Consider the following 12242-nt stretch of genomic DNA (forward strand, 5'->3'; position numbering starts at 1 on the left):
TGCTTTACAATAACTTAACAATTTCGTTTCTTTATAGAATCACAGGCGGGCGGACGGAAGGCTAATTCCCAAACTACGCCAAGCCCTGAACGTTGGCGGTAATTAATATCAACACTCTGAAAGATGGATTTAACAAGATTAACAGAGCAAGTAAATAAAATCAAAGTAAAGAATGTGGTAGACATGCCACTTTTCTATGGACTTTGGGTACTTGCACTTACTGTTATATCTGCCATTTTCAAATCTCAGCTGGGTAACAATTGTCCTATTTTGTTTTGCCGGACTATTATTTTAATAGCGACATTCAGTTATTTTTTCTTCGCAATGAAGAATCCAGATTATTTAAGGTCTGAAGAATATCATTTACGAAAGCAATCTTTGGAAATACTGGGAGACAAGGAAAAATTACTGCCAATTGACGGGCAAAACATAGTTGACATTGCCAATCCATATCCAACACAATTAGAAGAAGGTAAAAACGAATCGGAAAGTTAATGTACAGAAGAGCATACATATTGACATTTGACAGAGACGACGTCAGAGATTATAGGACATTACATGAAAGTATTGTAAACTTGCCTAGTGTAATTACTTGGTGGCATTATATTAAGTCGTCTTACATCTTAATCGCAAACACAAATAATGCAACAGTTTTAAAGCAGGAAATAAAAGATGTAATGCCAGGTAAACGATTTTTATTGGTCGAGGTAAACATAAAAAATCGAAATGGCTGGCTACCTCAGGAAGCATGGGATTGGCTTAAAACTCAGTCAGAAAAGTTACGTTAAATAACTTTAACTACTCTGAAAATGGAAGAATTACGAAAAATAGTCACATTAATTGAACTAGTCAAGACTTAATCTGACAATTGGGATTAATTTTAAGTAACGACACTTAATTAATCAACCCCAAAAAGTCAGATTATGAATCAAGAAACTAAGTTAATTAAAACCAAGCTAGGTTTAATACAACTAGCCGAACAATTAGGAAATGTATCTCAGGCTTGTAAGATAATGGGTTACAGCCGGGATAGTTTGAAAATCCCTTGCCCCCGTATTCTCCGGTTCTTACCTTTCCACCATGTCTGTAAAGTATAATCACTCCGATACCTACTCCATGTATTTCTGCACGTTCACCTGCTACAACTGGCTGCCGCTGATACGTACAACCAACAGCTATGACCTGGTATATAACTGGTTCACTCTTTTACGTAAGAACAAGATAGAAACCATTGCCTATGTCATTATGCCTAACCATCTCCACTGCATACTCTATTTCCGCGAAACCGGTTTTAACCTGAATAAGATCATCGGCAATGCCAAAAGGTTCATGGCTTATGAAATAGTGAAAAGGCTGGAAGAAACCAAAGAGTCCGGGGTACTGGATATACTAAAAAAAGCGGTTACTGAAAGAGAAAGAAAAAAAGGCCAGGTTCACAAAGTATTCAAAGATTCTTTTGATGCCAAAGCGGTCTTTACGGATAGATTTCTTTTACAGAAACTCAATTATATTCATCACAACCCGGTTTCAGGAAAGTGGAAACTGGCGAAAGATTTTATATCCTATGAACACAGCAGTGCCTCCTTTTATGAAGAAGGAAGATGCATTCATTTTATGCCTTTGCATTACAGGGATATATAAGAAAAGGGATGTAAAAGCAGGGGTATACTCCATCGGGGTTTCACGCAAGTGTTTTCTTATTCAGGTGAATGCGGTGAAAACCCCGCTGAGACAAAAAGAAGGAAGATGTATTCATTTTCTGCCTTTGCATTACAGGGATATATAAGAAAAGGGATGTAAAAGCAGGGGTATATTCCATCGGGGTTTCACGCAGGAGTCTTCTTATCCAGGTGAATGCGGTGAAAACCCCGCTGAGACAACGGGATATATAAGAAACCATATACAAAGACAGGATATATTCCATCGGGGTTTCACGCAAGAGTCTTCTTATCCAGGTGACTGCGGTGAAAACCCCGCTGAGACAACAAGACAGGCTCTTGGGCAGGTTGGCTTCTGTGCTGTGGGTTTGTGTGCCTGACCATGTGCCTGACTTGCAGCGTTAGCTTGTTAGAGTGGTCGTGTCGCTGGGTTTGTCTGTCTGGACCGGGATAAATTTTATCAACTTCTTAATTCTTTGGTTTTTGCTTTAATGTATTCCTCCTTGTTCTTCTTCACTTCTTTCAGTTCCGCTTTTCTATCCTTATTAATGTCGTAATATTTTTCAGACCATATTCCAATTTCAATCATTAATGGCAGCAAGTCAATTCCTTTTAATGTGAGTTTATACAAAACTTTTGCCTTGCTGTCTGGGTGACTAAGTTTTTCAATCACTCCATTTTCTTCTAATGTCAGCAATCGGGAAGCCAAAATGTTGGTTGCAATTCCTTCGGCTGACTTTAAAAAGTCGCCATAGGTGCATTGTTTTGCATACATCAAATCTCTGATAATCAGCAGCGACCACTTGTCTCCCCACACATCAAGGGAGCAACTTACGGGGCAATCTGACCTTCTATTATTCTTAGGCATAAAAAATATTTATTTAATTTACTTGCATATTGCAAGTGATATTGTATGTTTGCACTTGCAATATGCAAGCGAAATTACAATTTAAATTTTAAAGCTAATAAAAATGAATAAGAATATTTTAATAACAGGGGCTTCTTCTGGCTTTGGTTTACTTATCGCAAATGAGCTACACAGAAAGGGTTACAATATAATTGGTACAAGTCGAAATCCCGAAAAAATGCGGTCGGTTCTACCCTTCAAAATGATTGAATTAGACCTTGATTCAGAACAGTCAATAAACACTTTGCCTGAAAGAATTTTCAAAGAAATAGGGCAATTAGATGTTCTTATCAACAATGCCGGCTTTTTAGTTACTGGTATTGCTGAAGAAATACCTATCGAGTTAGGTAGAAAGCAGTTTGAAACAAACTTTTGGGGAACTATCAAAGTAACAAATGCAGTATTGCCCTATTTCAGGAAACAAAAATTTGGTAAAATAATTACTGTTGGCTCAATTACAGGGCTTGTTGCATTTCCAAACACTTCTTACTATGCAGCTTCCAAACATGCTTTGGAAGGATATTTCAAAGCATTACGCTATGAATTATCAGAGTTTAGTATTCGTGTAGCCATGATTGAACCGGGTTCTTTCAAAACAAATATTTTGAATAATTCGTCAACAACCTTAAATAAAATTGAAGACTACAACCCATTAAGGAACAAAAATGAAAAATACACAAATTACATAGTAGAACAAGCTGAAGACCCGGCAATGGTTGCAGCAAAAGTGCTTAAAGTGGTTGAAACAGATAAGCCTCAATTTAGAAATTTGGTTGGAAAAGGTTTATCTGTGTTAATTACGTTACAACACTTTGCTTATGGGATGTTAGAAAAAACAATTCTTAAGCAATTAAACAAAGCTTAATAATGAAACATACAATTCTTCTAACAATTTTAATATTACTTAAAATGACAACACCAAATGCACAAAGTAGTAATTACACTTACGCTACAGTTCCCACTCAGTTCGTGGAAGCTAACGGAATAAAATTCGCCTACCGTTCTTATGGTAAGCAAGGTGAAATTCCTGTTATTTATTTTAATCACTTAACGGCAAACCTTGATAATTGCGACCCAAAAATTATGGATGCCATTGCGGCACATCGGCATATAATTTCTTTTGACTATCGTGGTGTTGGTGCAACCACTGGTGAGCAGGGAACGAGTATTGCTGATATGGCAAAAGATGCTATTGCTTTGATTCATGCCCTGGGATACAAACAAGTAGATATAGTAGCTTTTTCAATGGGCGGTTTTATTACTCAGGAATTACTTTTAGCAGAACCGCAGTTGGCTCGTAAAATAATACTTGCCGGCACAGGTCCAAGAGGCGGAGAAGGTGTTAGTGCCGTGGTTGGGTTAACCTATAAGGATATTTTTAAAGGGCTATTCACATTCAGAGACCCCAAGTTTTATTTATTCTTTACACAAAACAAAGTGGGTAAAGTAGCTGCAAAAGATTTTCTGAAAAGATTAAAAGAAAGAACAGCAAACCGTGATAAGAAAGTAAAACTAAGTGTTTTGAAAAAGCAACTGAAAGCTATCGAAGCATGGGGACATGATACTCCAGCCGATTTGAGTGTATTTAAACATTCAGTGTTAGTTGCTAATGGCGACAACGACAGAATGGTGCCGACACCCAATTCTTACGACTTAGCAAAGCGTTTTCCAAATGCAGAACCAGTAGTAATTTACCCAAATTCCGGACATGGCGGAATATTTCAATATCATGAAGAATTTCTTAAAAAAGCATTGCCATTTTTAACTAAATAAGAAATCAAATAAAAATAGAAATAATGAAAGCATATCAAGTAAAGCGCTACGGCAAAAAAGAAAAACTGCATCTAACAACAATGGCAGAACCTGTTGTAAAGGAAAATGATGTATTGGTGCAAATACATTCAGCAGGTGTCAACCTTTTAGATTCAAAAATAAGAGACGGTGAATTCAAAATATTTTTACCATACAAAACTCCTTTTGTTTTGGGTCATGATGTTGCAGGTGTCGTAACGAAAATTGGTTCAAGAGTAAGCAAGTTCAAAGTTGGTGATGAAGTTTATTCAAGACCTGCTGATTTCAGAATAGGAACTTTTGCAGAATTTATTTCTGTCAATGAAAAAGATGTTGCAATGAAACCAAAAAATATTTCAATGGAGGAAGCTGCATCTATTCCATTGGTTGGCTTAACAGTTTGGCAGGCACTTTTTGAAAAAGCAAACCTGAAAAAAGGACAGAAGGTTTTCATACAAGCAGGTTCAGGTGGTGTCGGAACATTTGCAATTCAGTTTGCTAAACATTTAGGTGCAACTGTGGCAACAACTACAAGTGCTGCAAATATAGCTTTGGTAAAAAGTTTGGGTGCTGATGTTGTGATTGATTACAAGAAAGATGATTTTGAAACCGAGCTGAAAGATTATGATGTAGTGTTGAACAGTCAAGATAAAAAGTCGCTTGAAAAGTCGTTGCGAATATTAAAGCCAGCCGGAAAAGTTATTTCCATTTCCGGTCCGCCTGATGTGGACTTTGCAAAACAAATTAATGTGAATTGGTTTTTGAAAATGGTAATGAAATTTTTGAGTGCAGGAATTAAGAAAAAAGCCAAACGACTTGGCGTAAACTTTTCTTTTTTATTTATGAGATCAGAAGGCGAACAACTAACCCAAATTACAAAACTCATAGAGGCAGGTGTTATAAAACCTGTGATGGATAAAGTGTTTCCATTTGAGCAAACCAATGAAGCAATGGCTTATGTTGAAGCTGGTCGTGCAAAAGGGAAAGTGGTTGTCAAGGTGAAGTAATTTCCCCTACGAAAAACAACATATTGTAGCATGAAGAGTTTCTGTCATTCGGCAAAAACGAAACCGCCTTTAAGCGGTTTTTCTTTTTTCCTCTTTTCTGGGGTTGGGTTTTGTTCCTTCAAATTTAAGGACTGATTGTCATGTGTTGGGTATTGCAGCTCTTTTGCAAGGTTGGCTTTGTGATGAGGGTTTTTTGTGCCTTGCAAATGTGCTGCAATGTGCGGTGGACTATTAGAGACTCCGCCTTGAATGTCTTGTTGCTTGAAGGAGAACGGAATTTCATTTTTGGGTTGCGTACAACAGGGATATATAAGAAAAGAAATGTAAAAGCAGGGGTATACTCCATCGGGGTTTCACGCAAGTGTTTTCTTATTCAGGTGAATGCGGTGAAAACCCCGCTGAGACACAAAAAAGCCGCTCAATAAAAGCGGCCTTGTACTCGGGATGGGAGTTGAACCCACACTTGCATTGCTGCAAACAGGATTTTAAGTCCTGCGTGTCTACCAGTTCCACCACCCGAGTGAAGCTTTCTTTTAATATGCTCTTATTTTTACTATCACCAACAGTATCTTAAGCCCTGCGTCTACCTCCCGATGGCTATCGGGATCACCACCCGAGTGAAACTTAATTATTCCTTTTTCATCTTTACACTCCTTGTGGCTATCGTCCCGATGACTATCGGGAACCCCCGTGAAACCGAAAAGAGAAAAAAAATCCCGGAGGTCCGGGATTAATTTTTGAGCGGAAAACCGGGCTCGAACCGGCCACCTCGACCTTGGCAAGGTCGCGCTCTACCAAATGAGCTATTTCCGCAGTTTGGAACGTTAAAAACGTTAAAGTCGTTAAAGTCGTTAAAATCGTTTAAGACGTTAAAGTCGTTTAAAGGTTAGAACCCTGCAACGTTTGAAACGTTTGCAACGATTTTAACGTATGGAACGATTTAAACGATATATAAAGAACTTACTTATTTTTCGGAGTGCAAAAATAAGCCTTGCGCTGTTACAATAAAAATTTTATTTGTAAGTGGGGTTATACAGGGTATTCGCTGGTACGTTAACTTTTGGCTGGCCCTTATACCGGTGTGTGTACAGGTTATAGCAGCCGCCTAAGATAAAAGCAACCACCAGGAATACCTGGCAGAACCAGATAAAACGGGAAGTGGATACCCAGTTATGAGTAAGATCCTTATGCCTGGTGTCGATGATTTCCTGACTCATTTTATTATAATTTGCTGTGCAAAAATAAGGGCTGGGGATCAAAAAAAATTATTTGCCGCCAACAATTTCTGAAAAGGTCTTTTTCTTCTGTATAAAATGCGCCCAAACCGCCGAGCCATGGTACCATCCGCCCGGCTTTCCATCCCTCCGGGCAGGGAACACCGAATATTTTTGTTTCCGGAAAAGCCAGTCTGCAAAATGCAGGTGCGCCCGGAGTATGGCCATGAAATACCCGCCATCGCCACCCAGTAAAGCACGCCATGCCGCCACGACATCCAGCAGTATCCGGAAGGGGATCTTCCAGAGGGCCTCGCCAAATGAAAAATTTTTTGCCTGCATGATGAGATTATTGCGGAAATTCAGGAAGGTCTTGCGGCTGTTGCCCCGGGGCAAGGTACCGCCCCCCACATGGTATACCACCGATGCCGGCTGAACAAATATCTTATACCCGGCCAGCTGCATACGCCAGCACAGGTCGATCTCTTCCTGGTGTGCAAAAAAGTATTCATCCAGTCCGCCTACTTCGTGGTAAACAGATGCCCTCACAAAAAAAGCTGCACCGCTTGCCCAGAAACACTGCTGCACCGTATCGTATTGCCCGCTATCTTTTTCACAATCATCAAATACCCGGCCCCGTGAAAACGGGTAACCAAATGCATGGAGCCAGCCACCGCAGGCGCCTGCAAATTCAAAGCTGGTCTTATCGGCATAGGCCAGCATTTTTGGCTGGCAGGCAGCAATGGTCTTATCAGGCTCCATCAACCCGATCACCGGCTCGATCCAGCCGGGGGTAACTTCCACATCACTGTTCAGCAAAACATAGTAATCGGCCTGCACCTGTTTGAGGGCCGTATTATACCCTTTGGCAAACCCTTCATTGGCGGGGTTCTGTATCACCTGCACCTGCGGGTACTGCTGCCGGAGAAAAGCAAGGCTGTCGTCCGTAGAAGCATTGTCGGCCACGATAATTCTTTTATTGGGATAGGTTGATGCGGTCACGGAAGGCAGGAACTGCTCCAGGAATCTCTTCCCGTTCCAGTTCAGGATAACGATGGCTACTGATGGATTTGTCATTGGTTGCTTCAGGTGGCCGAGGGCGGTACTTTTTTTGAACCATAACTTGTCCCGCCACCGGCGGGATAGGCACATAGGAAACATAGAAGCCATATAGTATTAACTATGTGTACTATGTTTCTATGTGGTTCAAATTGTACTGAAACCCGGACAGCACAAACATACTTATAACTTATAACTTATAACTCCTAACTTAATGCTTATTTTTACTGCATGTTTACCCAATTATTCAACTGGCGTACAGCGCTGGCCCTGGTTGCGATAGCCATTGTCAGCGGCACCATCTTTTATTCGCAATACCTGGCAAAAAAGATCGCCATCGATGAAAGAAAAAAAGTGAATGTATGGGTCCAGTCCTTAAAAACAAGGGCTGCCACAACGGATGGCTCCGCTTTAGCGCTTACCAATATCATAACCTCCGAGAACAGGGATATCCCCATCATTGAAACAGATGAATACGATAACCCCTCGGGCGCCGGTCTGAACCTGGATACGGTGCAGATCAAAAAAGACAGCAATTACCTGAGAAGGAAAGTAGCCGAATTCAAAAAAGAAAATGAGGCCATCTCCGTTGAAATAAACAAGGATCCCCTCATCATAAACAAATATTACTACGGCGATTCTGAACTGCTGAAGGAAGTGCGGTACTACCCCATCATACAGCTGATCATTGTGGCGCTGTTCATCATCATTACGCTGATCGCTGTTTCTACCCGCAACAAATCGACCCAGAACCAGGTATGGGCGGGCATGGCCAAAGAAACGGCCCACCAGCTTGGCACACCGCTTACTTCCCTGCAGGGCTGGGTGGAGATGCTGAAAGAGATGCCGGGCATGGAAAAGATCGTTCCGGAAATGACCAAGGATGTGGACCGTCTTAAACTGGTAAGCGACCGCTTTGGAAAGATCGGCAGCACCCCCCAGCTGGAAGAGAACAACATTGTTACCCAGGTGGAGAATATGGTGGCATATATTAAAAGGAGGTCGCCGGATAAAGTGAGTTTCAGCATCGACAGTTATGGCGAAAACGAGATAAAAGCCCTGATCAATGGCCCCTTATTTGACTGGGTGATCGAAAATTTATTAAAGAATGCGCTGGATGCCATGGAAGGAAAAGGCAGCCTGGCCATCGGCATAAAAAATGAGACCACGCAGGTTATTGTGGATGTGACCGACTCGGGTAAGGGGATCAGCAAAAAGAATATTGCCCGGGTCTTCAAGCCGGGTTTCACCACCAAAAAACGTGGCTGGGGACTTGGCCTCACCCTCTGCAAACGCATCATTGAACAATACCATAAGGGCGAACTGTTTGTAAAGCATTCCGAGCCGGGAAAGGGAACCACGTTCCGGATCGTGTTGAAGAAATAGCTGCAAGGTTTTCTGAACCACATAGGACATAGGGAACATAGAAGCCAAATAAAAAAGCGAAGTCTGTAACTTCGCTTAGTGCCCGAGACTGGATTCCAACCAGCATCCCGCCACAGGCGGGACCACCACCAATGTGGGGTGTCTACCAACTTCGCCAATCATATTTTGAAGCCTGGTTTTTAATAATAAAAAAGCGAAGTCTGTAACTTCGCTTGTGCCCGAGACTGGATTCGAACCAGCATCCCGCCACAGGCGGGACCATCACCAATGTGGTGCGTCTACTAATTTCGCCAATCATATTTTGAAGCCTGGTTTTTATTAATAAAAAAGCGAAGTCTGTAACTTCGCTTAGTGCCCGAGACTGGATTCCAACCAGCATCCCGCCACAGGCGGGACCACCACCAATGTGAAGCATCTACCAATTTCGCCAATCATATTTTGAAGCCTGGTTTTTAATAATAAAAAAGCGAAGTCTGTAACTTCGCTTGTGCCCGAGACTGGATTCGAACCAGCACGCCGTTTCCAGCGCCACCACCTCAAGGTGGTGCGTCTACCAATTTCGCCACCCGGGCCCTGAGTTTGCAAATGTAAAAGATTGGCGGGGCATAAAAAAACAAAAGCTTAGCTGTGAGGGATATTAATTTGAACCACGTAGATACATAGGGAACGCAGAAGCCACAAAGAACAACCTATGTGGCCTATGTTTCTATGTGGTTCAGGGGAACTTTTTAATTATCTTGTAAAAAATTAGATGATGGGAACCGAGATCAAATGCCCGAACTGCGGGCACCAGTTTGAGCTGAATGAAAGCCTGAAAAATGAAGTGGAGAAAGAACTGCGCAGCAAAATGCTGGACTGGCAGAAGAAAAAAGAAGAGGAATTTGAAAAACAGAGAACGGCCATTGAAACGGCTGCCCGGAAAAAAGCAGGCGACGAACTGTCGGCCAAACTGAACGTGCTGGAAGAGGAAGCCAAACTAAAAACACAGCAGCTGCAGGAAATGCAGAAGAAGGAGCTGGAACTGCTGCGGGAACGATCGGCCCTGGAAGAGAAGCAGAAGAACTTTGAGATGGAACTGGAGAAACGCTTCCTGGAAAAACGGAAAGAGATCGAAGACAGCACCATCAAACGGGAGCAGGAACTGTTTGACCTGAAGACCCGTGAATACAAACTGCAGATGGCGCAGCAGCAGAAATTAATTGAGGAGTTGAAAAGAAAAAGCGAACAGGGCAGCATGCAGTTGCAGGGCGAAAGCCAGGAGACCCTGCTGGAAGATATCCTGAAAGAGAATTTCCCCTTTGATCTTGTGGCAGAAGTGGGCAAGGGCGTGGAAGGCGCCGACTGCATCCAGACCATCCGCAACAACAGCGGCCTGGCCTGCGGCAAGATCATTTATGAAAGCAAGCGTACCAAAACATGGAGCAACAACTGGGTTGATAAACTAAAAGCAGATAAACGGAATACCGGCGCCGATGTGGCCATCCTGGTAACGCAGGCCTTTCCCAAAGACATGGACCGCTTTGGCGAAAAGGACGGGATCTGGATCTGTGGCTTTACCGAAGTGAGCAGCCTGGCGCATGCACTGCGCAGCGGCATCATCAAGATCTATGATGCGCAGAAGGCACAGGAAGGCAAGGGCGACAAGATGCAGATGCTTTACAACTTTCTCACCGGCAACGAATTCCGCGGACAGATGGAAGCCATCGTGGAAGGTTTCATGGCCATGAAGCAAAGCATTACCCGGGAGCGGGTACAGATGGAAAAGATATGGAAGGAACGGGAAAAGCAACTGGAAAAAGTGCTGCTCAGCACCAGCGGCATGTATGGTTCGGTAAAAGGGATCGCCGGCGCTTCGGTAGGTGATATCCCGTTGCTGGAAGGATCAACGGATGAGGAAGCAATGGATGATCAATGAGCCGTTAGCACCCAGGTAAGGAAATTATTATTGAACGAGAGGTAGTGAACAACCAGTTCCGTTTCATTCTTGAAAAGGCAATGCAGTTTTCCTTCTGTATGATCTCCCCGGACCGACTGCAATACCATGCCCCTCTTAAAATCCACCGACCGCTTCCCCCACCATTTAAACACAGATTCCTTTACGCTCCAGCAAAGGGTGAGGCATTGGGTATTGGTCATCAGGCATTGGGTATTGAGCATTTTCATTTCAGCCTCACTCAAAAATTTTTTCTGGAGGATCCCGATCTTATCATTCACCATTTCAATGTCCACCCCCACCCTGTACGCCGTGCTTACGATCGCCGCTGCATAATCCCCGCAATGCGAAATGGAAAAATGAAACGGCTCATCTTCGAGGTAGGGCTTTTTGGTGTCGGCAACCTGGATCAGCGCTACCGGGAAGGCGGGAAACATCTCTTTCAGCAACAAACGGCCGGCCAGGTGCTGCAGGCGCTTATGCCGGTGACTGATATTTTTCTGCAGGGGCACCTGTGCTAAAAAAAAATCTTCCGCTTCCGCAATATGCCATACCGCCATTTTTGTGGATTCGTTAATATTTTGTTGATAAACCAGCGGCATTTAGGCAATTAAAAATTAAGAATTAAAAATTGAAAATTTAGTTTTACAAATTAACAAATTAACCGGTTAACGGATCAACTAATTAACGGATTAACAGATCAACCAATTAACAGATTAACAGACCAACCAATCAACGAACCACCAATGATCTTAAGCGACAAGCGCATTTTAGAAGAAATAGGAAAAGGAACCATCAAGATCGAACCCTACGACCGGGAATGCCTGGGCAGCAACAGTTACGACGTACATTTGGGCAAACACCTGGCCCGCTATACAAACAAGGAACTGGATGCCAAAAAACACAATACGATCGAGCACTTTGAAATACCCGAAGAAGGGATCGTTTTATACCCGCATGAATTTTACCTGGGCGTAACAGAAGAATACACCGAAACGCATGCCCATGTTCCCTTCCTGGAGGGCAAATCCAGTACGGGCAGGCTGGGCATCGACATCCATGCCACAGCCGGAAAGGGTGATGTGGGCTTTTGTGGCAACTGGACACTGGAAATTTCCGTTAAACAACCGGTAAAAGTGTATGCCGGCATGCCCATCGGCCAGTTGATCTACTTCCCGGTGGAAGGAGAGATCGAAGTAAAATACAACCAGAAGAAAAATGCCAAGTACAGCGGCCAGCATAACAAGCCGGTGGAAAGTATGATGTGGAAGAACAGCTTTTGATCTA

General features: G+C 42.7%; 13 protein-coding genes, 3 tRNA genes and 1 pseudogene. 9 read left to right on the forward strand and 8 right to left on the reverse strand.

Annotation, left to right across the window (positions count from 1 at the left end; genetic code table 11):
- Window positions 1-123 precede the first annotated feature (123 nt).
- The 3 genes and pseudogenes from IPJ02_04430 to IPJ02_04440 all read left to right on the forward strand — a co-directional run bounded on the left by IPJ02_04430 (window position 124) and on the right by IPJ02_04440 (window position 1641).
- On the forward strand, window positions 124-495 hold the full coding sequence (locus tag IPJ02_04430; protein ID MBK7374821.1) for a hypothetical protein: 372 nt from the start codon (window positions 124-126) through the stop codon (window positions 493-495).
- Between the two features lie 428 nt (window positions 496-923).
- A pseudogene (locus IPJ02_04435) lies at window positions 924-1034 on the forward strand (helix-turn-helix domain-containing protein).
- 46 nt (window positions 1035-1080) lie between these two features.
- Window positions 1081-1641 carry a transposase gene (locus IPJ02_04440; protein MBK7374822.1) on the forward strand — a complete coding sequence of 187 codons (561 nt, stop codon included), beginning with the start codon at window positions 1081-1083 and terminating at the stop codon, window positions 1639-1641.
- Between the two features lie 477 nt (window positions 1642-2118).
- Here IPJ02_04440 and IPJ02_04445 read toward each other — a convergent pair whose 3' ends face one another.
- Entirely contained in the window at window positions 2119-2526 is a 408-nt protein-coding gene (locus tag IPJ02_04445) for a helix-turn-helix transcriptional regulator (GenBank protein MBK7374823.1), read from the reverse strand.
- A gap of 103 nt (window positions 2527-2629) precedes the next feature.
- Between IPJ02_04445 and IPJ02_04450 the strand changes: the two genes are divergently transcribed.
- Genes IPJ02_04450 through IPJ02_04460 form a run of 3 tightly spaced genes read left to right on the forward strand, consistent with a single transcriptional unit; the run spans window position 2630 to window position 5363 of the window.
- The gene (locus IPJ02_04450) at window positions 2630-3430 is read left to right on the forward strand and encodes an SDR family NAD(P)-dependent oxidoreductase (GenBank protein MBK7374824.1); all 801 of its coding nucleotides are present in this window, start codon (window positions 2630-2632) and stop codon (window positions 3428-3430) included.
- A 44-nt stretch (window positions 3431-3474) separates the two neighbouring features.
- Window positions 3475-4338, forward strand: a complete 864-nt coding sequence (locus IPJ02_04455) for an alpha/beta hydrolase (GenBank protein MBK7374825.1) — start codon at window positions 3475-3477, stop codon at window positions 4336-4338.
- A gap of 23 nt (window positions 4339-4361) precedes the next feature.
- The gene (locus IPJ02_04460; GenBank protein MBK7374826.1) at window positions 4362-5363 is read left to right on the forward strand and encodes an NADP-dependent oxidoreductase; all 1002 of its coding nucleotides are present in this window, start codon (window positions 4362-4364) and stop codon (window positions 5361-5363) included.
- 44 nt (window positions 5364-5407) lie between these two features.
- Here IPJ02_04460 and IPJ02_04465 read toward each other — a convergent pair whose 3' ends face one another.
- The 5 genes from IPJ02_04465 to IPJ02_04485 all read right to left on the reverse strand — a co-directional run bounded on the left by IPJ02_04465 (window position 5408) and on the right by IPJ02_04485 (window position 7654).
- The gene (locus IPJ02_04465; GenBank protein ID MBK7374827.1) at window positions 5408-5569 is read right to left on the reverse strand and encodes a hypothetical protein; all 162 of its coding nucleotides are present in this window, start codon (window positions 5567-5569) and stop codon (window positions 5408-5410) included.
- A gap of 230 nt (window positions 5570-5799) precedes the next feature.
- Window positions 5800-5885: transfer RNA gene (locus tag IPJ02_04470), tRNA-Leu, on the reverse strand.
- 218 nt (window positions 5886-6103) lie between these two features.
- A tRNA-Gly gene (locus IPJ02_04475) sits at window positions 6104-6176 on the reverse strand.
- Window positions 6177-6376: 200 nt separating this feature from the next.
- A complete protein-coding gene (locus IPJ02_04480) occupies window positions 6377-6580 on the reverse strand; it encodes a hypothetical protein (protein ID MBK7374828.1) in 204 nt (67 codons plus the stop codon).
- A 48-nt stretch (window positions 6581-6628) separates the two neighbouring features.
- The gene (locus IPJ02_04485) at window positions 6629-7654 is read right to left on the reverse strand and encodes a glycosyltransferase family 2 protein (GenBank protein ID MBK7374829.1); all 1026 of its coding nucleotides are present in this window, start codon (window positions 7652-7654) and stop codon (window positions 6629-6631) included.
- Window positions 7655-7867: 213 nt separating this feature from the next.
- Between IPJ02_04485 and IPJ02_04490 the strand changes: the two genes are divergently transcribed.
- Window positions 7868-9022 carry a HAMP domain-containing histidine kinase gene (locus IPJ02_04490; protein ID MBK7374830.1) on the forward strand — a complete coding sequence of 385 codons (1155 nt, stop codon included), beginning with the start codon at window positions 7868-7870 and terminating at the stop codon, window positions 9020-9022.
- A 488-nt stretch (window positions 9023-9510) separates the two neighbouring features.
- On the opposite strand, the gene IPJ02_04495 is transcribed toward IPJ02_04490, so the two are convergent.
- Window positions 9511-9594 (reverse strand) — tRNA-Leu (locus tag IPJ02_04495).
- A 182-nt stretch (window positions 9595-9776) separates the two neighbouring features.
- Here IPJ02_04495 and IPJ02_04500 point away from each other — a divergent pair.
- A complete protein-coding gene (locus tag IPJ02_04500) occupies window positions 9777-10937 on the forward strand; it encodes a DUF2130 domain-containing protein (GenBank protein ID MBK7374831.1) in 1161 nt (386 codons plus the stop codon).
- Here the strand turns inward: IPJ02_04500 and IPJ02_04505 are convergent.
- Window positions 10931-11515, reverse strand: coding sequence for a 4'-phosphopantetheinyl transferase superfamily protein (locus tag IPJ02_04505; GenBank protein ID MBK7374832.1), 585 nt, complete (start codon window positions 11513-11515; stop codon window positions 10931-10933). The two genes, IPJ02_04500 and IPJ02_04505, sit on opposite strands and share 7 nt — an antisense overlap.
- Before the next feature lie 186 nt (window positions 11516-11701).
- On the opposite strand from IPJ02_04505, the gene IPJ02_04510 reads away from it, so the two are divergent.
- Window positions 11702-12238 (forward strand): dCTP deaminase, encoded by a 537-nt coding sequence (locus IPJ02_04510; protein MBK7374833.1) that lies wholly within the window; start codon window positions 11702-11704, stop codon window positions 12236-12238.
- The last annotated feature ends 4 nt before the right edge of the window (window positions 12239-12242 follow it).

It is taken from the genome of Chitinophagaceae bacterium, from assembly GCA_016710165.1.
Taxonomy (GTDB): Bacteria; Bacteroidota; Bacteroidia; order Chitinophagales; family Chitinophagaceae; genus Ferruginibacter.